21 protein-coding genes are annotated in these 22187 nt (G+C 43.0%); 5 read left to right on the forward strand and 16 right to left on the reverse strand.

All coding sequences use genetic code 11. The annotated features are described in order from the left end of the window. Positions 1 to 87: 87 nt before the first annotated feature. From aspS to NST85_RS22590, 7 genes are all read right to left on the reverse strand, one after another. Complete coding sequence (gene aspS, locus NST85_RS22560; protein ID WP_341190468.1) at positions 88 to 1869, reverse strand: aspartate--tRNA ligase; 1782 nt, start codon at positions 1867 to 1869, stop codon at positions 88 to 90. Positions 1870 to 2326: 457 nt separating this feature from the next. Then, positions 2327 to 3583 (reverse strand): histidine--tRNA ligase, encoded by a 1257-nt coding sequence (gene hisS / locus NST85_RS22565; RefSeq protein ID WP_341190469.1) that lies wholly within the window; start codon positions 3581 to 3583, stop codon positions 2327 to 2329. Positions 3584 to 3605: 22 nt separating this feature from the next. Then, complete coding sequence (locus NST85_RS22570; RefSeq protein WP_341190470.1) at positions 3606 to 3899, reverse strand: hypothetical protein; 294 nt, start codon at positions 3897 to 3899, stop codon at positions 3606 to 3608. A 345-nt stretch (positions 3900 to 4244) separates the two neighbouring features. Then, positions 4245 to 4688 (reverse strand): hypothetical protein, encoded by a 444-nt coding sequence (locus tag NST85_RS22575; RefSeq protein WP_341190471.1) that lies wholly within the window; start codon positions 4686 to 4688, stop codon positions 4245 to 4247. Positions 4689 to 4829: 141 nt separating this feature from the next. Beyond that, positions 4830 to 4997 carry a hypothetical protein gene (locus NST85_RS22580; protein ID WP_170220251.1) on the reverse strand — a complete coding sequence of 56 codons (168 nt, stop codon included), beginning with the start codon at positions 4995 to 4997 and terminating at the stop codon, positions 4830 to 4832. A gap of 91 nt (positions 4998 to 5088) precedes the next feature. Then, complete coding sequence (gene dtd / locus NST85_RS22585; RefSeq protein WP_341190472.1) at positions 5089 to 5538, reverse strand: D-aminoacyl-tRNA deacylase; 450 nt, start codon at positions 5536 to 5538, stop codon at positions 5089 to 5091. Between the two features lie 45 nt (positions 5539 to 5583). Continuing rightward, positions 5584 to 7758 (reverse strand): RelA/SpoT family protein, encoded by a 2175-nt coding sequence (locus NST85_RS22590; RefSeq protein ID WP_341190473.1) that lies wholly within the window; start codon positions 7756 to 7758, stop codon positions 5584 to 5586. A gap of 267 nt (positions 7759 to 8025) precedes the next feature. Here NST85_RS22590 and NST85_RS22595 point away from each other — a divergent pair, with 267 nt between their 5' ends. Next, positions 8026 to 8373, forward strand: coding sequence for a DUF4870 domain-containing protein (locus NST85_RS22595; protein WP_341190474.1), 348 nt, complete (start codon positions 8026 to 8028; stop codon positions 8371 to 8373). Positions 8374 to 8578: 205 nt separating this feature from the next. After that, positions 8579 to 9874, forward strand: a complete 1296-nt coding sequence (uraA, locus tag NST85_RS22600) for a uracil permease (protein WP_341190475.1) — start codon at positions 8579 to 8581, stop codon at positions 9872 to 9874. Between the two features lie 65 nt (positions 9875 to 9939). Here the strand turns inward: uraA and NST85_RS22605 are convergent, their stop codons facing one another. The 6 genes from NST85_RS22605 to NST85_RS22630 all read right to left on the reverse strand — a co-directional run bounded on the left by NST85_RS22605 (position 9940) and on the right by NST85_RS22630 (position 16557). Further along, positions 9940 to 10452 (reverse strand): adenine phosphoribosyltransferase, encoded by a 513-nt coding sequence (locus NST85_RS22605; protein WP_341190476.1) that lies wholly within the window; start codon positions 10450 to 10452, stop codon positions 9940 to 9942. A 33-nt stretch (positions 10453 to 10485) separates the two neighbouring features. Further along, the gene (recJ, locus tag NST85_RS22610; RefSeq protein ID WP_341190477.1) at positions 10486 to 12894 is read right to left on the reverse strand and encodes a single-stranded-DNA-specific exonuclease RecJ; all 2409 of its coding nucleotides are present in this window, start codon (positions 12892 to 12894) and stop codon (positions 10486 to 10488) included. A gap of 43 nt (positions 12895 to 12937) precedes the next feature. Beyond that, entirely contained in the window at positions 12938 to 13894 is a 957-nt protein-coding gene (locus NST85_RS22615) for a cation diffusion facilitator family transporter (protein WP_341190478.1), read from the reverse strand. An 86-nt stretch (positions 13895 to 13980) separates the two neighbouring features. After that, a complete protein-coding gene (secF, locus tag NST85_RS22620; protein ID WP_370877702.1) occupies positions 13981 to 14910 on the reverse strand; it encodes a protein translocase subunit SecF in 930 nt (309 codons plus the stop codon). Further along, positions 14891 to 16144 (reverse strand): protein translocase subunit SecD, encoded by a 1254-nt coding sequence (secD, locus tag NST85_RS22625; RefSeq protein WP_307398841.1) that lies wholly within the window; start codon positions 16142 to 16144, stop codon positions 14891 to 14893. Before secD ends, secF begins: the two co-directional genes overlap by 20 nt. Before the next feature lie 158 nt (positions 16145 to 16302). Next, positions 16303 to 16557, reverse strand: coding sequence for a post-transcriptional regulator (locus NST85_RS22630; RefSeq protein ID WP_127193936.1), 255 nt, complete (start codon positions 16555 to 16557; stop codon positions 16303 to 16305). Between the two features lie 267 nt (positions 16558 to 16824). On the opposite strand from NST85_RS22630, the gene spoVB reads away from it, so the two are divergent. Next, positions 16825 to 18408: a stage V sporulation protein B gene (gene spoVB, locus NST85_RS22635; RefSeq protein WP_341190479.1), complete on the forward strand. Its 1584-nt coding sequence runs from the start codon at positions 16825 to 16827 to the stop codon at positions 18406 to 18408. 18 nt (positions 18409 to 18426) lie between these two features. On the opposite strand, the gene NST85_RS22640 is transcribed toward spoVB, so the two are convergent. Next, a complete protein-coding gene (locus NST85_RS22640) occupies positions 18427 to 19107 on the reverse strand; it encodes a DUF421 domain-containing protein (RefSeq protein WP_341191152.1) in 681 nt (226 codons plus the stop codon). 199 nt (positions 19108 to 19306) lie between these two features. Between NST85_RS22640 and NST85_RS22645 the strand changes: the two genes are divergently transcribed. Beyond that, positions 19307 to 19696, forward strand: a complete 390-nt coding sequence (locus tag NST85_RS22645; RefSeq protein WP_127193886.1) for a TIGR04086 family membrane protein — start codon at positions 19307 to 19309, stop codon at positions 19694 to 19696. 85 nt (positions 19697 to 19781) lie between these two features. After that, positions 19782 to 20636, forward strand: a complete 855-nt coding sequence (locus tag NST85_RS22650) for a phosphatase PAP2 family protein (protein WP_341190480.1) — start codon at positions 19782 to 19784, stop codon at positions 20634 to 20636. A gap of 41 nt (positions 20637 to 20677) precedes the next feature. Here the strand turns inward: NST85_RS22650 and yajC are convergent, their stop codons facing one another. Then, positions 20678 to 21001 (reverse strand): preprotein translocase subunit YajC, encoded by a 324-nt coding sequence (gene yajC / locus NST85_RS22655; RefSeq protein ID WP_127193885.1) that lies wholly within the window; start codon positions 20999 to 21001, stop codon positions 20678 to 20680. A gap of 34 nt (positions 21002 to 21035) precedes the next feature. Then, positions 21036 to 22175, reverse strand: coding sequence for a tRNA guanosine(34) transglycosylase Tgt (tgt, locus tag NST85_RS22660; RefSeq protein ID WP_341190481.1), 1140 nt, complete (start codon positions 22173 to 22175; stop codon positions 21036 to 21038). Positions 22176 to 22187: the final 12 nt, after the last annotated feature.

Consider the following 22187-nt stretch of genomic DNA (forward strand, 5'->3'; position numbering starts at 1 on the left):
AATAGCAGACCAAGAATAATGATCTTGGCCTGCCACCTTCAAAGCTCTATAACTTATTTACATTGATGTGCTCTAGAAATGGTGATATTACTTTGTTTCTTCAGCCAACTTCTTAAGTGCTACTTTGATATGCAATTGTTCCAATTGCGTTGCATCTACCTCAGATGGAGCATTCATCAACAAATCTGTAGCGCTCGCTGTCTTAGGGAATGCAATAGTTTCACGCAGATTGGTACGACCAGATAGCAACATCACAAGACGGTCAAAACCAAAAGCGATCCCGCCGTGTGGAGGAGTTCCGTATTCGAATGCGTCCATTAAGTAGCCAAATTTATCTTGAGCTTCTTCTGGGGACAAACCGATCGCTGCGAACATTTTCTCCTGTACATCACGTTTGTAAATCCGCATCGAGCCACCACCTACTTCATATCCATTCAGGACAATGTCATAAGCTTGTGCAAGAATTTGTCCTGGATCCGTGTCGAATAGGGCAACATCTTCTTCACGTGGGCGGGTGAACGGATGGTGTTCCGCAACATAACGCTTCTGATCTTCATCCCAACCGAGCAATGGGAAGTTAACTACCCAAGCGAATTTAAATACATTATCGTCAATCAACCCAAGTTGACGGCCGATTTTAAGTCGAAGATTGCCAAGTACATCAGCAACAACCTTTTTAGTATCAGCAGAGAAGAGTAACAAATCTCCTTCTTCAGCTCCCGTACGTTCCTTAAGGGCTTCAATTTCTTGTTCATTGAAGAATTTAACGATCGGACCGCGGAATTCTCCCTCTTTCACTTGGATCCAAGCCAAACCTTTAGCTCCATAACGAGCAGCAAATGGTCCAAGGTCGTCAATTTCTTTCCGACTCCAAGTTCCGCAACCTTTTGCGTTCAGGACTTTAACTTCTCCGCCTTTTTCGATGACAGACGCAAATACTTTAACACCACTTGTAGCAACGATGTCGTTCACTTCAATCAGTTCTAATCCGAAACGAAGATCTGGTTTATCAGATCCGTATTTGCCAATGGCATCAGCGTAGCTTAGACGTTGGAATGGTGTCTCAAGTTCAATTCCTTTGGTTTCTCTGAAGAGACGTACCATCAGTTGCTCCATCATACCAAGAAGATCGTCCTGTGTAAGGAAAGACGTCTCAATGTCCACTTGTGTGAACTCTGGCTGACGGTCAGCACGAAGATCTTCATCACGGAAACAACGAGCGATTTGGTAATAACGTTCTACACCACTCACCATGAGTAATTGTTTGTATAATTGTGGCGATTGTGGTAGTGCAAAGAATTCACCAGGGTGAACACGGCTTGGTACTAGATAATCCCGAGCGCCTTCCGGCGAACTCTTAGTCAAGATTGGTGTTTCTACTTCAATGAATCCTTCTCCATCTAGGAAATCACGGAATACTTTAGCCGCTTTGGAGCGGAGCCATAATGTCTTTTGCATTTCAGGACGACGAAGATCAAGGTAACGATATTTAAGACGAAGGGACTCATCCACTTCAACTCCATCTTCAATGAAGAATGGTGGAGTTTTAGCAGCGTTCAACACTTCGATTTCTGTAATCTGCACTTCAACTTCACCCGTAGGCAAGTTTGCGTTTACCGTTTCTGCATCACGTTTAACGACTTTACCAGTAACAGCAATTACATACTCACTACGAACTCTGTCAGCGATTTGCAGTGCTTCTCCAGAATAAGCTGGGTTAAATACAACTTGGACAATACCGCTGCGGTCACGCAGGTCAATAAAGAGTACGCCCCCCAAGTCGCGACGGGTCTGAACCCATCCGTTTAATGTTACCGTTTCCCCAATATTTTCAGTGCTAATTGCTCCACAATGGTGTGTACGTTTCATAATAGTTATCTCCCTTTTGAGTTTTATTTATCTTTCTCATCCTATGGGTCTCATCCCACCCAAACCCTCCCTTACCATAAGGGAGGGCCCCCAGGGCTGCCGCCCTTTGGATACCCGCTTAGGTAACTTGGGAGGCTGTAGAGGCGCTCCTGTATCGCTATCTCCTTCGGAGATGCGCTTAGGTTTTGTGCGTGGCACGCTTTTCCCCCTTCGGGTACGTCTTACTTTTGCTGCACCCGTATTACCTGGAAACACACTGGTGAATTCTGCTGCTTTCGACGCACCCAGGTGGCCACGTGCTAGTAGTCGCTTTTCTCCCCTTCGGGGCACTCTCTACTCCTTGTGCACCTGCTGGAGCGCTGCCTCCTTCGGAGATGCGCTACTTTCTACGTGCTGAGAGCCGCTGTCCCTTCGGGATGCGCTGTACGCTGGAGCAGTACTACTACTTCCATGCCTCTTATTTACTTAGCTCGTTCACTAAATTCGACAGCTTAACGGTGCGTTGTTCACCGTTCTCCATTGATTTGAGGGAGATTTCGCCGCGCAACAGCTCGTCATCACCGAGGATGGCAGTGTAGCGGGCTTGCATGCGGTCAGCCGATTTCATCTGTGCCTTCATTTTGCGATCAAGATAATCTCGATCAGCGGAATATCCAGCTTGACGAAGCTTAAACAGCTGTGTAGTAACTTCTTTATCTGCGGCTTCTCCAAGAGCAACGAGGTATACATCAAGCGGTTTAACCCCGCTGATTCCGATCCCTTGTTTCTCTAGAATGATGGCAATCCGCTCCAGACCAAGGCCAAAACCGATACCAGGTTGATCCGGACCACCAACTTGACTTACGAGACCGTTGTACCGTCCGCCGCCACCAATCGTATCGATAGCGCCAATACCTTCAGCTTTATATTCAAACGCAGTGTGCGTATAATAGTCCAGTCCACGAACAAGTCGGGGATTAATGACATAATCAACTTCCATCGCTGTTAGTAGTTCCTGCACTTTAGCAAAATGCGTAGTGCATTCTTCGTCCAAACTATCTAGAATGGACGGCGCCCCACCAAACTTATCTTGATCGACTTTACAGTCCAATACACGCAGTGGATTACGATCCATCCGGGACTGACAATCCTTACATAAGCTATCTTTTATCGGTGTTAAGAATTGAAGCAACTTCTCGCGGTATACTGCTCGGCAAGCCGGATTACCCACAGAATTCAGTTCAACCTTTACACCTTTTAGGCCTAGTTCACGACAATATTCATAACCAAGTGCTACAACCTCAGCATCGATCGCTGGATTAGTTGCTCCAAACGCTTCCACACCAAACTGGTGGAACTGACGTTGACGTCCTGCCTGTGGCCGCTCATAACGGAACATGGGTCCGATATAATACAACTTGCTAATGTCCGGTTCTCCAAAAAGCTTGTTCTCGACATAAGAGCGAACTACACCAGCTGTACCTTCAGGTCTAAGTGTCATGCTGCGATCACCTTTATCCAAAAAGGTGTACATTTCCTTCTCTACAATATCGGTTGTTTCACCAACACCTCGTGAGAAAAGTGAAGTCTGTTCGAAGATCGGTGTCCGAATCTCCCGGTAATTGAATCGCTGGCACAAATTGCGAGCCTTTTCTTCAATAAACTGCCATTTCTCAACTGTACCCGGCAGTAAATCCTGTGTTCCTTTTGGTTTAGTAAAATTGGTATTTTCCATGTGCTCCACCCTCCATCCAATATCAATTTATATTGTGAAAAAATAGCCCTAAAAACAGAAAAATCCCGTTCCTGTTTAATAAAAACAACAGGGACGAGAGATTGGATTCCAATTCACCCGTGGTGCCACCCACATTCCGAATACCACCCTCCGGTCCAACATAACAAGAATTGTTATAGGTTGCCCCGTAGTAAATATGGCATTCGCTCAAAGCGGTTATCGCCCGCCTACGCCAATCGTCTACTTTATCAGCTGAATAGGATCGCCCTACTCGTCCGTATTTCGTCGTCGGTTCTCTGAGAAGTCTTTCGTTCAATCATCACCAGAATCCTTCCAGCCTGACTTCTACATAAGCCACTAGGTTCCAACATAACATGGGTAGTGGCACAAAGTCTGGGATTCCTCTCTGCGGATGTGGAGCTGAAGTACTTTTTCCCGTCATCGAATAAGTATAAAACAAACTGTATATTTCCTGATTTTAAGTAACCCTTGCCACAAAGTCAAGACAAACAAAGAAAAAGACCTGTCACCAACGGGGTGCAGGTCCAAAAGTAATATATTAAAAGGGGGTCATGCTGTTATTATAAGCAGACAATGTTAAAGGAACATGATCCTAACATTACAGTTATATTACAAAAATGAAAGCGCTACAATTGTTGTCCTACTCATTAAGTTGCGCCACATACGCTCCTTGACTACGTAACTTTTGAACGACATCATCGTAGTCGCTATCCTTCACTTTAGCGTTGAGCACATATTGCAAGTCAGAATCAACATCTCCAATATTTTCAAAGCCAACTACTGCATCTAACGCTTCGTCAGGCCGTTCGACCTCACCATCGGCTACATTCGAAGATACAATTGGAATTATTCCCAGAGAAGGCGCACTTGTACTTCCCGCATACCCTGCCGCAGCAACAGCATTTCCTCCAGCTATAGTTCCATTGTTTATAGGAAATAGAGGAACTTGCATATTGGAGTTTCTGCCTACAGCTTGATCAAGGTATCCGACCTCTAACTGTTCTAAACCAAGTGGTAGGAGACTACTTTTAGCACCTTCCGCGTCGTCTTCACTTTTAAAATAAGCCTGAATGTGTTTGGACATTTTGACCATCTCTCCTTTTCTATACAACCTTTAATCCATCTAAGTTGTTATTACCCGAAAGAGAGTACTTTATAACAAACCTGAATGTAAAAAAAAAGAGCCCGCAGGCTCTTTCGCATCATCCATATTTAAATTATATTTTCACTTGCCTGAACGAGGAGTCAACCCAACCGAAGGTTTAACCTCCTGAAGCAACGTAACAAATTCCTCATTGTGAGCTATTCTGGACAACATGCCTGTTTCTTCAGAACTTCCAGACGTCAGAAGTGGTGCATATTGCCATTGTCTAGGCTTCATAGATTGACGCATGTGATAGAACTCCTTTATGCAGTGGAATCATCTCTTATATAAAAGCTTATCCACAAAAGGTGCTTCCTATCCCATTCAACTTGTCCAACTCTTAGGCTAAGGTTGGGCTATCCAAGATCATGGTCACGGGTCCCCAATTGACCAGTTCCACATCCATCTCTGCGCCAAATAGCCCAGTTTCAACGGTCAATCCTTTACTCCTAAGCAACTCGTTAAATTGATCATACAAAGGTGAAGCAACATCAGATTTTGCCGCTGCCATGAAATTCGGTCGTCTTCCTTTGCGGCAATCTCCATACAATGTGAACTGGGATACTGACAGGATCGCCCCGCCAACATCCAGTACGCTGTGATTTAGTTTACCTTCTTCATCTTCGAAAATACGTAAACCAGATACTTTTTCCGCCAGATAAAGGGCATCTTTTTCTGTATCATCATGTGTAATTCCTACTAATAGCAACAGTCCATGAGCTATCTGACCGACCACTTGTCCATCCACCGTTACTTTAGCACTCTTACATCGTTGAACGACAATTCTCATATCAACTTACCCCTTAATTTCTGTAACCGTTCAGACCAAAGACGCCTATTGCATAATACGGTGCACGGTATAAACGTCCTTCACCCGTTTGATTTTCTCCACGACGGATTGAAGATGATCTGTATTACGAATTAATATCGTCATGTGAATCAAAGCCATTTTATTCTTATCAGACCGACCAGAGACGGCCGACATATTTGTTTTACTTTCTGATACAGCCTGCAATACTTCATTAAGGAAATTTCTACGGTCATGTCCCGTGATCTCAATGTCGACGCTATAGTTGGCTTCCACAGCGTTCTCCCATTCCACTTCAATCACACGAGCTGCTTCATCACTATCGATTCCTGACAAGATGTTAGCACAGTCGCTGCGATGAACGGAAATCCCTCGTCCGCGTGTAATATAACCAATAATGTCGTCACCCGGCACAGGATTACAACATTTGGCAAAACGAACGAGCAGATTATCAATACCTTTCACAACTACACCATTAGTTGGACGTCTGCGCTCCGCCGGTGCTGCTTTGACTTCCTTCACTTCCGAGGTGAGTTCGATATGGCCGGACTCTTCCTGTTCCTTACGTAACTTCTCAGTTAGCTTGGTAACCACTTGCGCTGCTGTAATCCCCCCGAATCCAATAGCCGACAACATATCGTCGATATCATTGAAGGAATATTTCTTAGCAGCTTCCATAAGCTTATCGTCTGTCATCCAAGGGGAAACTTCAATACCCGCGCGCTTAAGCTCGCGTTCAATCGCTTCGCGACCCTTCTCGACATTCTCTTCCCGCTTCTCTTTCTTGAACCATTGCTTAATTTTACTGCGTGCATGAGAAGACTGTGCAATCTTGAGCCAATCCTGACTTGGGCCATAAGAATGTTTGGAAGTCAGAATTTCAACAATGTCCCCTGTTTTCAACTTATGGTCAAGCGGCACAATTCTACCGTTAACTTTAGCTCCAATCGTACGATTGCCTACTTCAGTATGAATTCGGAAAGCAAAGTCAAGCGGTACAGAACCGATTGGTAATTCTACAACTTCGCCGGACGGTGTAAATACGAACACCAAATCAGAGAAGAAGTCCATTTTAAGAGATTCAACAAACTCAGATGCATCTTTCGCTTCATGCTGCAATTCTAATATCTCGCGGAAGAAAGTCATCTTATTCTCTGGAGTAGCAACATCAGTTCCTTCTTTGTAGGCCCAGTGGGCGGCAATACCAAATTCCGCAGTCTGATGCATTTCACGTGTTCGAATCTGCACTTCCGTAGGCTCACCCTTAGGACCAACCACAGTAGTGTGAAGAGATTGATACATATTCGCTTTAGGCATTGCAATGTAATCTTTGAAACGTCCCGGCATCGGTTTCCAAAGGGTATGAATGATTCCCAAAGTAGCGTAACAATCTTTAATATTATCCACTATAATTCGAATCGCCAGCAGATCATAAATTTCATTAAACTGCTTATTCTTCGTCGTCATCTTCTTATAAACGCTATAAATATGTTTCGGACGACCAGATAATTCAGCCTCTACACCCATTTCCTGCAGCTTTTCAACAATACGAGAAATGACATTTTCAATAAACTCTTCTCGTTCCGCCCGCTTTTTGCTCATCAAATTAGCAATACGGTAGTATTGCTGCGGGTTTAAATACCGAAGCGCGATATCTTCCATTTCCCATTTGATCGCAGAAATACCTAGTCGATCAGCAATGGGGCAAAATATTTCTAAAGTCTCATAGGCAATCCGCCGTTGGCTCTCTTCCGACTGATACTTCAGCGTTCGCATGTTATGAAGTCGATCCGCGAGCTTAATGACAATTACTCGAATATCCTGCGCCATGGCAATGAACATTTTTCGATAATTTTCATTTTGCTGTTCTTCCTTGGATCGGAACTTAATTCGCTCTAGCTTAGTTAACCCGTCGACTAGAAGTGCACAATCATTGCCAAACTGATCCTTTATTTCTTTCAAAGAAACGGTTGTATCCTCCACCACATCATGAAGAAGCGCAGCAATGATTGACAGAACGTCCATCTGCATACCCACTACAATTTCTGCAACCGCCAAAGGATGCAAAATATATTGTTCTCCGGATTTGCGAAGTTGTCCGTGATGGGCTTGCTCTGCAAAGTCGTACGCCTTCTGAATGCGCTGGAGATCTTGTTCTTTTATATAAGTGGAGGCTTTCTCAAGTAATCGCTCTATGCCCATTGAATACTATTCGTTTCCTTTCTATATGGAAAATAAACTTGAATTTACATGTAAGAGGGCATTCGTCCCCCAATTTTGATTTGCCTATAATTATGACTCTTGTGTCTCCTTCCGTCAACTCTTGCGCTAGTTGCAACGCAAATTACGGATAATTCCACCAAAATTCTTGTATCAAAAAGTATAAGGGGTAAAAAAAGGTATTTTTTCCATGGTCGACGAATACTTATGTGAAAAACCATTACATATTTAGGAGGACATTACATTCTTATGAATGAAACTAATTTAGGACCATCCACAACCGGATTAGATCCCAAAGTAGCTGGACTTCTCTGTTATCTCGGTGCATTTATTACAGGAATTATCTTTCTTGTCGTTGAAAAAGAAAATCGATTTGTTAAATTTCACGCTTTACAATCGATCATTGTATTTGGCTCACTCACAGTCGTCAATATTGTACTTGGATTAATTCCAATACTCGGTGCAATAGTATCATTCATTCTTGCGCCCTTAACCTTCATTCTCTGGATCGTGTTGATGTTACTAGCACTACAGGGTAAACAATTCAAACTTCCCTTTGCTGGGGACATCGCCGAACAACAAATGAATAAATTCTAAGCTGTTATACGTGACCCGGAAGATAGCACCTAGTTGAAGGTGTCTGACTTCCGGGTCTTTTTTTGCGTTATTATTTCATGTTGAATATAGAATAGTTCACATATTATGTTATATATTAAATTTTTCTGTTGAAAAATGTCGGCTTTATATTTAATCTATTAAGGATAGATATACTATGAACGTAAAATTAGAGGAGTGACTCTGTTTGCAACGCGAAATTCAAGTTAATGAGAAAGTACCCTTTGGACCTGGCATATTGCTAAGTCTGCAACATCTATTCGCCATGTTCGGAAGCACCGTGCTCGTGCCAAATCTTTTCCATGTAGATCCAGGTATGATCTTGCTCATGAACGGAGTAGGTACGCTGCTATACATCCTTGTCTGCAAAGGTAAGATTCCGGCTTATCTCGGATCAAGCTTTGCCTTCATCTCTCCAGTATCTGTAGTTCTAGCGAACCATGCCAGTTCCGGAAATGGCTATGCACTCGCTCTCGGAGCGTTTATCGTTACCGGTATCGTCTTTATCTTAGTCGGTCTACTTATCAAATATGTGGGTACCTCATGGATTGATGTTGTGTTCCCTCCAGCCGCTATGGGTGCCATTGTAGCCCTGATTGGTCTCGAGCTCATCCCCGTTGCTGCTGGCATGGCTGGTCTGATCTCTTCAGATTCATCTGAGTCATGGACAGCTGATCCAACAACAATCATGTTGTCGATGGTTACGCTGGGTGTCACCGTCTTGGGTGCCGTTCTCTTCCGTGGATTTCCGAAGATTATTCACATTCTAATTGGTATCAGCGTGGGTTACGGACTTGCTTACATACTTGGCGAAGTACAAACGGCTAAAATTGCTGCAGCTCATTGGATTTCACTTCCAACAGTAACTACTCCACAGTGGGATCTCTCCGTTATTATTACAATCATTCCGGCTGCTCTCGTCGTTATCGTTGAGCATATTGGACATTTACTTGTAACTAGTAACATCGTTGGTAAAGATCTTTCTAAAGATCCAGGTCTTCACCGTTCCTTGTTCGGAAATGGTATCTCGACTGTGTTGTCCGGTTTTGTTGGATCAACACCGAATACAACTTATGGAGAGAATATCGGAGTTATGGCGCTAACCAAAGTATATTCAATCTTTGTTATTGGTGGCGCAGCCATCTTTGCAATTCTACTCTCATTCTCCGGTAAGTTCTCTGCGGTAATCTCATTCATTCCCGTCCCGGTTATGGGTGGTGTATCCCTACTCTTGTTCGGTGTAATCGCTGCTTCGGGACTACGTATTCTGGTAGAACAAAAAGTTGATTATTCCAAGGCAACGAATCTGTTGCTTACCAGTATCGTATTAGTTATCGGGCTTAGCGGAACCAAATTGACTATGGGCGACGTTGAATTAAAAGGAATGGCCCTTGCTACGATCGTCGGTATGTTGCTCAGCCTATTCTTCAAACTACTTCAAGTACTTGGTCTTTCCAATGAGAAGGAAGAAGCTTCACATTAAGATCAAACGGAACATTAAAAGTCCCTGCGCCATATGGCGTCAGGGACTTTTTTGTTGATCCGCTCTTAATATGTCATGAGCGAGAATACATCAATACCGTCTAACTTTTCTCGTCCATTTAACTCACTAAGCTCAATCAGAAAGGCCGTACCCACGATATTACCACCCAATTGTCTAACCAAGCTCACAGATGTTGAAATAGTACCACCTGTCGCTAATAAATCATCAGCAATCAACACATTTTGGCCTGGTTTGATAGCATCGCTATGCATAGCCAAAGTATCTTTACCATATTCAAGATCATAACCAACTTCAATCGTTTCATACGGAAGCTTTCCGCTTTTACGAATCGGTACAAACCCTACACCAAGTGCATAGGCAAGCGGGGCACCAACTACGAAACCACGCGCTTCAGGACCTGCAATTAGATCGATTTTCAAATCAGCTACCAGTTTCTTTAACTCATTAATCGCTTCACGATATTTTTCACCATCGCTAAGTAACGTTGTTATATCTTTGAAGCTGATACCTGGTTGTGGAAAATCGGGAATCACCCGAATATAATTTTTGAAATCCAATGAAATCTCCTCCTATAATTTAAACGTTAGTCATTATGATGCACCTTGCATCTGATCAAGCATCCATTTCGTGATTTGTGGAACACCACCATGAAGCAGCATCTGCTCCATTTCCGCAAGCATACCTAGCTCTATATAGCGACTCGATGATTCGAGCGGTTGCTTAGAAGGAGTCTCATTCAAAGTTATGATTCCCGAAGTCCGAATAATAAAGCCTAATTCTTCGAACACATCCAAAGTCAAATCCAGCATTCGTCTCGATAATCCCGTTCTACTCATCATCGCCTTTACCAATTCATCTTGCTGAATCGGTTGGTAACCATGTTTTCTAAGTAAGGCATATACGCCTTTAAATTGTTCACGAGAAGGAGCTTGCACTACCTCATGATCCTCACGCTGCTTAGGATGAAGCAAGAAAACTCTTTCCAGAGATCCGAACTTCCCTATCATCTTACTCCACATGTTAGATGATTCCGGGAGCCCCAGAACAAACAGTGTCTTCACAGCTGCTGAACCTTCCGATGTTGCAATTTCATTCATCGGTTTCACCCCAGCGCTATAATCATATACCCAATGTGCAGTCTGTTTCAAATCAATTCCTATTAATGCATCTGCCCCATTATCACTCACAATCGCCATCGTTCCAAGGGAACATGCAGATATACTAACCAGTTTATCGCGTAATTCATCTAACTTAGTAGCTGGATAACGTGATCCACGATAATCAAATACCTGAACATGAGATACACAGAGATCTTGAATTAACAATTGAGGCTTGCGCGCCCCATTCCATTCATTAATCCCTGCTTCAGCTACAAGATCAAGCACCGATTCATTCGCAAGGATTGGAGCTAACTCGCCTTTACCAAAGGCGACTGCCTCCACCGTCTTCCCATTTTGACTAACTAGTAGTTTTAAATGCTTCCCTTCCTTACCCATTTGCCGGCATTCTAGTAACTTAACACCGCGGATGAGAAGACGTGGACAAGTATTCCCCATCCCGAAGGGAGCAAGTTCTTCTAACTGCTCAATAACAGGCAGTGTTATTTCTTGCAAGGGACATTCTAGGTCTGTTAACAAAGTAGGAATGAAATGTTCCGGTTCCAACTTGCCCGAGGCAAATTCATTAAGTCGCTGTTCAAAATCGATTAATTGTTCTCTAGAAAGTGACATACCAGCTGCAGCAGGATGCCCCCCATAATGATCCATTAAATCAGAGCAATGTGTTAATGCTTCATAGATATCAAAACCCGGAATCGAACGCGCCGAACCTTTACATTCACCAGTTTCCGGATTTATTCCAAGTACAATTGTAGGACGATAATAACGTTCTAGAATTTTGGAGGCAACGATCCCTACGACACCCACATTCCATCCTTCTCCTGCCACTACGATAACATCAGGTAACTTGCCTGCTTGTTCCTTGGACTCTAATTGAATAAGAGCTTCATTAGCAATATCTTCAACAAGAAGCTGACGTTCTTTATTTAATATATCTAATTCGTTCGCAATACTCTCTGCCTCTTCAACACTTGTTGAGGTGAGCAAAGAAACTGCTCTAGTGGCATGACTCATTCGTCCGCTAGCATTGATACGAGGGGCGAGACCAAACGCCACGTTGGTTGAGGTTACTTCGTCTTTCGTGCATCCTGCAACCCCCAAAAGCGCGGTCATACCAGGGAAGGCTGAGTGAGCCATAGATTTCAATCCATAGGTAACAATAAGACGATTCTCACCTGTTAGCGGCATTAAGTCGGCTATAGTACCTAACGCAGCAAGCTCCGTCCATTCGAGCGGAGTATCTTCCCCAAGTAAAGCTAGGGCCAATTTATAAGCAACCCCCACTCCCGCTAATCCTTTAAATGGATATGTACAATAGGGAAGCTTAGGATTTATAAGAGCAAATGCGTTAGGAAGCACGGCCGGTGGTTCATGGTGATCTGTCACAATCACATCCATACCAACTTGATTTGCATACTCAATTTGTTCAACAGCACTAATCCCAGTATCCACAGTAACGACAAGTGTAAACCCACTTTTATGAAACTGTTCAAGGGCATGAATATGAAGTCCATAACCTTCTTTGGAACGATGAGGAATGTAGTAATCAAAATCAGCTCCTAAACGGCGCATCAGATGGACCATCAACGCAGTGGATGACACTCCGTCCGCATCATAGTCTCCATATATTAAGATACGCTCGCCGTTGTCCACTGCAACCTTGATACGTGCAACCGCTTCCTTCATTCCGTGGAGCAGGAACGGGTCATGATTATCTGCCAAAGTTCCATATAAGAAACGTTTCCCCTCATTCAAATCACTAATGCCCCTAGTCATGAGTAATGAAGCAACAAGAGGAGATATATTTAACTGTTCAGATAGAAGCTTTGCTTTACCTTCATCAGATTGTAGTGACTTCCAACTATATTTCGGATGAAGCAAATTTTACACCTACTTTCTTCCACCTTGCCTACCACCTATGCTGCTATTGAAGCAGGGTCGGCAGATCGCTGTCTGATTCTGAATGATTGCTTTTATACGGGTAACCAGGATCATAAGGTAACACTTGAATACTAACATTTCCAACATGAGAAAACCTGTGCAAGAGCAGTACCTTCGCACGATTTGCTATATCGTTTGCTTCCGATACAGAAATACGTGGGTTAACACTAATTCGAGCTACTACGCTCACATAATGACCGTTCTCCTGAGCTTTTATATCGTTAACCATAATTACACCATGTACTCGTTGAACTGTCTCTATAAAGTCACTTGCATCTTCTTCCTGCAATTGCGAGATAATTGGACCGTAAACAAAAGCACGTACGATACCATATCCCCTCCACAAAACCAACAAAGACACGCAAAATGCAGCTATTGGATCGAAATATAACATAGCTGATAATTGTAAGGCTTGGCCAGTCATGGATCCGAAAACACCAACTAGAACCATCACAGAGGAGTATACCGAATAACGATGCATTTCAATGTAAGAACGCGAGCCCTCGGTGTTGTTCTTACGATCTTGACGATAGCGATATTGAAATACTATTTCCTTCAAAGCGATAGAGATGACAATCGCTACTCCTGCCATATAACCTGGCGGAGCAATTTCGCCCTTAGAGATGACTACAGCAGAAGAAATAGCCATTTGAAGACCTCCAAGAAGAAGAAGGATGGAGAATAGAATAGCAATTAGCGGTTCCTTCGTTTCAATGCGAAAAATAGCGCCGTCTGATATTCTTCGTTTCCAGCGCCCGGGTATCTGCATTTTCTCTGTTACGCCTGTCGCAGCATCCGTTGCCGAATACAATGCATTAGCAAGGAGAGCTTGGCTGTCAAATACCAGACCCACTCCACCTTTAAACAGGGCAAGGAGAATATTGTTCATAATGCTTAGCCAAGCAGCGGATTGATACGGAACGGATTGTTCTCGGTTCATAATATCCCCCCTGAAACACCTTATGACTGAAAAGAGTGGCAAAGCCGCGTCAAAGTCGACGCGGCTTCTTTTATGCCAATACAATACTAATTAGTCGCTTTGGACGTTTTAGCCGAATTATTCTTTTGCTTACTCTTAAGCACGAACCAAATGGGACTCGCAATAAAGATTGTGGAATAAGCACCAAACAATAGACCTATTACCATAGCGAGTGAGAACATCCGTATCGATTCCCCGCCTAGCAAGAATAGGAAGAACGCCGCTATAAATACAGTTAATGCAGTATAGAGGGAACGCATAATCGTCTGGGACACACTATTATTTACCAGTTTGACTAGATCTTCGCGTGTCTTCAGCTTACTGAAGCGCATATTCTCCCGAATCCGGTCAAAGATAACGATGGTATCGTTAATGGAATAACCAATAATCGTTAGAACGGCGATAATAAATGTCAAATCCACTTCCAAACGGAAGATCGAGAATACAGTGACTACCATAAAAGCATCATGCAATAGTGCTATAACAGCCGCAACAGCGAACCGCCATTCAAAGCGAATACTTACATAAATAATAATCCCGATACAAGAGATAAGAACTGCTTTAATGGCGTTCGCAGCCAGCTCTTTGGCCATCTCTGTATCGACAGTGTTCACTTCAAACGAAGCCTTATCATCGAGCTTCAAGATTTCTTGCTTCAATTGATGATCACTATCTTCGGTCAACACTTCGTTAAAACGAATATTCATCCGATTATCGCCCAGCGTAATATCCGAACCTTCATCAATACCGATTTGTTTTAATATCGGCTGAATTTGTTCTTCAGTTAGTGTTTTTGAAAGGGTGATATCGACATTCGATCCTGCCTTGAAATCGACGCCATAGTTAAGTCCAAATACCGCCAAACTAATAACTCCAATAATAGTCAAGATAATCGATAGCCTAAAGAAATGTTTACTAAGATGCACGTAATTAAGATTTTTGTTAAGTTTCTTTGTATTAAAGCTCACGAATATCACGCTCCTTTACCCCGAAGTACTTCGGCTTCAACAGCTTACCCGATTTAAGCAACAGGTTTAGCAGGAAACGGGAGAAATAAATGTTCGTGGCGATACTTAGTACAATTTCCACTACGAGTACAAGGGCAAATCCTTTAACAGCACCTGTACCATAGGCAAACATAACGAGAGCAACGATAATGGTTGTAATGTTAGAATCCAAAATCGTACGTAGTGAATGCTTACCACCCGCTTTAACAGCAGACATAACGCTTCTACCGCTACGTATTTCCTCTCGAATCCGTTCATTTGTAATTATATTGGCATCGACTGCCATCCCGACACCGAGAATGAAGGCTGCAATACCCGGTAGGGTCAAAGTAAAGTCCGCCCATACGAATACGAGAATCAACAACCAGGTATGAACGATCAGGGCAAAACCTGCAAATAAACCTGGGACATGATACATAACGATCATAAAGATCAGAATTAACACGGAACCGATCAGCCCGGCTTCAATCGTTTCTTTTAGTGATTGCTGACCTAGTGTGGCCCCTACACTCTGAGAATACTTTTCGGTTAGTTTCAAAGGTAAAGCACCAAGATTGATATTATCACGAAGCTCCTTAGCTTCATTAACATCGCCACCAACACTGATCGTAGCTGTTCCATCGGTTAAGACAGCTTGTACAGTTGGTGCTGAAATTAACTCATCATTCATATAAATAGCCAGAGGCTGACCAAGCAAACGCTCGGTTACTTCAGCAAATTTCTCCTTGCTCTTCACCTTGATAGCAACGATAGGCTCATTCATATTTGTATATTCTAATTTAGCGCCGTTTTCAGCAAAATCCGTACCAACCATTTCTATCTTATTGTATTGGTCAGCAGATGTCTCGGTGCCGTTCTTACTGCGGAACGTCAGTGCCGCTGGCTCCTTCATTTGCTTACGAACTTCAGCCTCATCGGTAACACCAGCCAACTTAAGGCGAATCCGATTGCTTCCTTCTGTAGTTACTTCCGGTTCGCTCGTACCGAGCATATTCGCCCGCTTTTCAAGGCTTTGCGCGGTTTTGACCAGTGACTCCTTCGAAACTTTAGCTCCACCCTCATAAGGAGTGGCTTCATACAAGATCTCAAATCCACCCTTCAAATCCAAGCCGAGGTGTACATTTCGAAGCAAACTTGGGCTTGTAAAGGCCATGACGGCAGTTGTAACTAATACAACGGTTATGAATGCGATAATTCTTTTCATCCCGTACTTCGTTCCCCTTTCAATTCTCAATATTCCTATTATAGCGATGCTAGAAAAGACCGTCAATTTATCATTGTTGGCATTTTTGTGTACTACATTGATTGAAGTAAAGTTAATCTGACTGATTCATCATGTCATCACAAAAAAGACCCCTCTCATTAAAACTGGGATCCACGATAGGCGGAAATTGTAATAAAGTTCATGAATTGGATAACTTTCAAGGAAAGGATATCATTGACTAATTGGTACAGTGGGGGAGTACCTTCCTTCTCGTATTTATGGCTGACGCAATTCCATACATCCGACGCTGTCACATGTTCGTACCCGATTAGCCGGAATTCTTCAGCTTTGCTGCGGCATAGACCTTCAATTGCTTCGTTCAACTCTTTATCGGTAAATACCTCTTCAGCCATGGTTATGCCTCCTTCTTTCCATCCCATCCACTTCAACCTCTCAAGTTACATTCTACCCCATTTTGACAATTCCTGCTGTAAGACTTCTGAATTAAATAAGTTCACTATGGAATTGCTATGTAATAAATAGATACCTCTTTTCAAACAATCTCAAAAATGCGTGGTATGAAGATGGACAGGTTCAGCATATTCATAACTATTCATAACTACTTTAAACCTACATGTTATGAAGAATCTATGTTGACTTCCGGGAGAGAGGGAAATATTTTGAATAAGCAAACCTTTATCCAAGGTGCGATGATCCTAATGGTTGCGGGTATCGTTAACCGCGTTCTCGGATTCATTCCCCGTATACTTCTGCCTCGAATCATCGGGGCAGAAGGTGTTGGACTCTATCAATTAGGTTACCCTTTCTTTATCGTCCTAGTCACGATTATTTCAGGTGGAATTCCTTTAGCCGTAGCCAAACTCGTGGCTGAAGCAGAATCGGCTGGACAACCTGAACGTTCTGTTTCCATTTTGCGGACCAGCTTAATATTTACAGTTAGTGCCGGTATTCTGTTTACAATTTTGAGTATCATCGGGGCTCCTTGGGTAACACAATATGTTCTCACCGATCCTCGTGTTTATCAAACGTTTCTTGCTATGAGCCCGATGATCATTATCGTGGCTGTCTCTTCCGTGTATCGAGGTTATTTTCAAGGTAAACAAGATATGATTCCCTCTGCTATTTCTTCCATTATGGAAACGATAGCTCGCATTGTATGTGTTCTATGGTTCTCCTATTTACTACTACCGATGGGAATTGCTTACGCGGCTGCAGGGGCGATGTTAGGCGTTGTTGCTGGTGAGATCGTAGGTATGGTCGTGATTTTGTGGCAGTATAGCAGGCTTCGGCGTAAGGAGAGACAGCATCCACCGTCTGCTTCCCACGCTACTCCTTCAACAACATCAAATAACAATACATTGTTCATGCCTTTATTCCGCCGAATTATGAACATAGCTATTCCTGTCACGGGTGGTAGGCTAGTGGGATCCTTATCGTATTTACTAGAATCAATCACGACCGCACAAAGCTTGGCTATTGCGGGTGTTGCAACGGCGATAGCAACCACTCAATACGGTGCACTACAAGGGATGGTCATTCCCTTACTTCTTCTTCCTGGGGCACTAACCTCATCCTTAGCCATCTCTTTGGTCCCTTCTTTAGCCGAGGCACAGGCACAAGGGGATATGAGAACCATCCATTTGCGACTTCATCAATCACTGCGACTTGCGCTAGTATCCGGGGCTCCTTTTGCAGCTCTGATGTATGTCCTTGCGGAGCCGATATGTATGTTTATATACAATGATAGTGAAATTGCAGGCATGTTAAAAGTGATGGCTCCATTTGCTTTGTTTCTTTACGTACAAGCCCCACTACAAGCTACACTACAAGCACTAGACAAGCCGGGTCGCGCTTTAATTAACACCTTGGTCGGGGCTGTAATCAAAATTTCATTGATCTTTTACCTGGCTTCCAACCCCGACTTTGCTATATATGGTGCTATTATCGCCTTAATTGTTAACATGATAATTGTGACCGTTCTACATGGATACAGCGTAGCACGCATTCTGAAATTTCGAATTCCATTCCTTGATATCCTTAAGGTGATCAGCGTAATGGTTATTATGGCCGGAGTCGGCAAATATGTCTTCTACGAAATTGTAATCAGTTCTTCTCTAGGAATACAACTTACCGCGGCCTCCGTAATATCTGGAACCCTGTATCTATTGTTAGCTGGCCTAATGGGATTAATTGATTTTAGCGACTTAAAGCGGGTTCCATTTTTCGGTAAGTTCCTACGGTAAGTCATACAACTCTTTGGGTTACTTATCCTTATTCGAATTGATGTATACTTTGCCAGTATGATCAACAGAACATAAAAAAACATGTTTGAACTCCATAATGCCCTTGGATTGGATTTGGTTCTTTAACCAAAATCTAGTCTTACCGATTTGCTCCAGGTTTTCGTCCTGAACTTTACCATCCATAATCAGCGGCAGAGGAAGTGATTCATACTTCAGCATAGAAATAAGAGATTTTGTGCTCTTCGTTTTCTTTTGGCTTTCATTAGAGTTTCCACTATTTCCGTTCTTATCTTTATGCAGCACACTAAGTTGACCACTTGTTTCCAAGATTGCGAATTCTACATCCGCCACATTACTAATATTTTGAGATCGCAATTGCATAAAAAGGTCATCTAGATTGTATCGCTGTTTCTTCATCACATCCCGGTTAATCTCACCATGTTGGATAATCACACTCGGTTTGCCATCCGTCCAGAGCCTAAGCTTGCGACTGTGAAGTGATAGCCTGGCAATACCAATCTGAATTAGTAATAAGGTAAGCATGGGAACAAAACCTTCATACAAAGGGCGCTTGATATCCTCTAATACGAATACTGCGATCTCAGCTATCATTATTGAAATAACAAGATCAAAGATGGATAATTGCCCAATTTCTCTTTTTCCCATAATTCTCATGACAACAAAAACAGTAAAATACATGAGTACTGTGCGGAGAAAATGCGGCAAAATTTCAGTTATCACAAGAATTCCCTCCATTTCTGGAATCGAGCAGAACATAGTACTGCTATTCTGACCGTTCTCCCTCTATTCCATGCGTGAGCGAAATAAACATAATAAGTAATAAGATTCATGGCTTGACCATACAATGGTGGTATCACATTGATTGGAGGATCGCCTCATGCATTTCACCCGTCGTTTGACTGTTCGCCTCACTCATCCTACACTTTCCGGATTATGGTACGCTTTCTTATGGATGATGATCGGCGCTCTAGTATTATCACTGCTTCTACACTTCAGCCTACTCGAAGAATCTCAACTACCCTGGTGCACTTATGTAGTCCATTCGATTTCAATTGTTATGGGAGGTATCGTATCTGGTAAACGTGCTCGGCAAAAGGGATGGTATCAAGGAGCCCTCACAGGCTTGTTATATGGAATTTTGTTACTTTTAATTAGTTTCTTGGCTTTGGATACATCCCTCACTCTCTCCGATTTAGCCCTACTGATTCCAACATTCGTTCTGGGGGCACTCGGAGGCGTAATAGGAGTAAATGTAAGCGGAAAGTGAGCTGTTGTTTAGCCTTAAATTTCAAAATATCTCCTCCTATGGTAAACTGGTTTAGTCTTTAGTTAGCATAAGGAGGTTTCACGACTTGATTTTCGAATCCATACAAACGATATCGCTTCTTACTGGACTGATATCAATCATGTTCATCTGGATTTGCTCTACAAGAAATCCATTAACCGCTATTTCCTCTCTAGTGAGAGAACTAGTTACTTCAAGAAGATTTCTGCTTCTGGTTATCTTTATGGTTGGTGTTCTGCTCATCAATAAATTTGAACTTACATGGGAAAAAAATATGGATTATAACGTTGATTTCACACCATGGGTATTCGAATTGGAAGGGCACTTTGTTCAAGCATTCCAAGATTTATTCCACTCGCCTTGGATTACACATGTGACCTCGTTCTTCTATCTTGTTGTGTTTCAGGCGCTCATCATCGCATCACTGGGAATTTTTGCGGGGGATCGCAGAGGAGTATTTCTATACGCAACATGTTTCACTGTGATTATTAACTACTTGATCGCAATTCCATTTTACTTGTTCGTCCCTGTAAATGAAGTTTGGTCTTATCCGCAATCAGGTGCGACCTTCATCATGCTAGAAGCCTTTCCAAACTTCAACACGATCTATCGTCCACTTTCTGGACTCGACAACTGTTTTCCTAGTTTACATACATCCATATCCGTTTCCATGGCAATCCTAGCCGTACGTTCAGGGAACCGCCGCTGGGCCGTAATTGCAGTGATCAGTGCCTTCATTATCGTTTTCTCCATCTTCTATTTAGGAATTCATTGGATGAGTGACATGATAGCCGGAGTAGCTCTTGCCACACTTGCTTCTGGACTCGGTATCAAATTAGCCAAACGAGTATACAAACCTCATCCACACCACTTCCTAGACGCAGCTAACTGTGGAAGTGCGCACAAAGGAAAGAGCCTGTGATCTAATCACAGGCTCTTTCCTTTGTTGTTTTTTACGATTTGTTATCGTACTTCCATTTCCGTTTCGGAGCTAGTACTCGTACTATGACTAATCGAATTACGGTCAAATGTCAGTTTGGTCACATCATTGACACGTAGAACAACTGTATCGTCAGTTAACTCCACGATCGTTCCGTGCAAACCGCCAATCGTTACGATTTTATCGCCTTTTTTCAATGCATTTAACATACCATTACGTGTCTGCTGTTTCTTCTTCTGAGGACGAATCAACAAGAAGTAAAATACTGCAAACATGATTACAAAAGGAACAATCATCGTTAGTAAACCGCCGCTGCCACCAGTTCCAGCCGCTGCATATTGAAACATTTTTCTTCCCCCTTTCGATTATATCTTGTACCACTTAGAAACCTTTTGTATTGCCAATCAGACCATACTGCTCAAAAAACTCATCCCGGAAATCCAACAATCTATCATCCATAATCGCTTGGCGGATCTTACCCATCAAACTGATCAGGAAATACAGGTTGTGGTATGTAGTCAACCGAAGCCCAAAAGTCTCATCACTTTTGATTAAGTGGCGAAGATATGCTCGGGAGTAATTCCGGCAAGTATAGCATCCGCATTCAGGATCCAGTGGACCGAAGTCCTTAGCATACTGAGCGTTGCGCACAACTAATCTACCTTGACTTGTCATTGTTGTCCCATTACGCGCTATCCTTGTTGGCAATACGCAGTCAAACATGTCAATACCGCGAATAGATCCCTCAATTAACGCATCCGGTGAACCAACTCCCATTAAGTAACGAGGCTTGTCCGTAGGTAGAAATGGTACAGTGTAATCCAGCACTTCATACATGAGATGCTTAGGCTCGCCTACACTCAGTCCACCAATAGCATACCCCGGAAAATCTAGGGAAGTCAAATCTCTAGCACTCTGTTTACGCAGATCTTCGAACATGCCACCTTGAACGATAGCAAATAGCCCCTGATCATTCGGCCTAGCATGACTTTTAAGACAACGTTCTGCCCAGCGAGTCGTTCGTTCCATAGAATGCTTGACGTAATCATATTCAGCAGGAAATGGTGCACATTCGTCGAAGGCCATCATAATATCCGGGCCGAGTGCATTCTGAATTTCCATCGCCACCTCTGGCGATAAGAACATTTTGTCCCCGCTCAAATGTGAGCGGAAATGCACTCCCTCTTCACTAATCTTACGCATGTCACTTAGAGAAAACACTTGAAATCCGCCGCTATCCGTCAGTATAGCCCGATCCCAATTCATAAATTTATGAAGCCCACCGGCTTCTTTAATCGTTTCATGCCCTGGACGGAGAAATAGATGATACGTATTACTTAGAATAATACGGGCATCCATCTCCTTGAGTTCCTCAGGGCTCATCGTTTTGACCGTGGCCTGAGTACCTACTGGCATGAATACAGGCGTCTCAATGATACCGTGCGGAGTATGGACTCGTCCCAGTCTAGCTCCAGATTGTTTACAAGTTTTTATATGTTCATATCTTATTGGTGCTGTCACTATAATCAACCA

This window comes from Paenibacillus sp. FSL K6-2524 (genome assembly GCF_038005525.1).
GTDB classification, from domain to species: domain Bacteria; phylum Bacillota; class Bacilli; order Paenibacillales; family Paenibacillaceae; genus Fontibacillus; species Fontibacillus anaericanus.

Bases quoted from the DNA above. Each gene is read 5' to 3' on its own strand.
- NST85_RS22590 (WP_341190473.1), bottom strand. From the start codon at position 7,758: ATGGGCATAGAGCGATTACTTGAGAAAGCCTCCACTTATATAAAAGAA.
- yajC (WP_127193885.1), bottom strand. From the start codon at position 21,001: ATGTTTCAATATGCAGCGGCTGGAACTGGTGGCAGCGGCGGTTTACTA.
- NST85_RS22615 (WP_341190478.1), bottom strand. From the start codon at position 13,894: ATGAACCGAGAACAATCCGTTCCGTATCAATCCGCTGCTTGGCTAAGC.
- dtd (WP_341190472.1), bottom strand. From the start codon at position 5,538: ATGAGAATTGTCGTTCAACGATGTAAGAGTGCTAAAGTAACGGTGGAT.
- secD (WP_307398841.1), bottom strand. From the start codon at position 16,144: ATGAAAAGAATTATCGCATTCATAACCGTTGTATTAGTTACAACTGCC.
- NST85_RS22640 (WP_341191152.1), bottom strand. From the start codon at position 19,107: ATGTATTTTACTGTTTTTGTTGTCATGAGAATTATGGGAAAAAGAGAA.
- NST85_RS22645 (WP_127193886.1), top strand. From the start codon at position 19,307: ATGCATTTCACCCGTCGTTTGACTGTTCGCCTCACTCATCCTACACTT.
- NST85_RS22595 (WP_341190474.1), top strand. From the start codon at position 8,026: ATGAATGAAACTAATTTAGGACCATCCACAACCGGATTAGATCCCAAA.
- hisS (WP_341190469.1), bottom strand. From the start codon at position 3,583: ATGGAAAATACCAATTTTACTAAACCAAAAGGAACACAGGATTTACTG.
- aspS (WP_341190468.1), bottom strand. From the start codon at position 1,869: ATGAAACGTACACACCATTGTGGAGCAATTAGCACTGAAAATATTGGG.
- NST85_RS22580 (WP_170220251.1), bottom strand. From the start codon at position 4,997: ATGCGTCAATCTATGAAGCCTAGACAATGGCAATATGCACCACTTCTG.
- NST85_RS22630 (WP_127193936.1), bottom strand. From the start codon at position 16,557: ATGGCTGAAGAGGTATTTACCGATAAAGAGTTGAACGAAGCAATTGAA.
- NST85_RS22575 (WP_341190471.1), bottom strand. From the start codon at position 4,688: ATGTCCAAACACATTCAGGCTTATTTTAAAAGTGAAGACGACGCGGAA.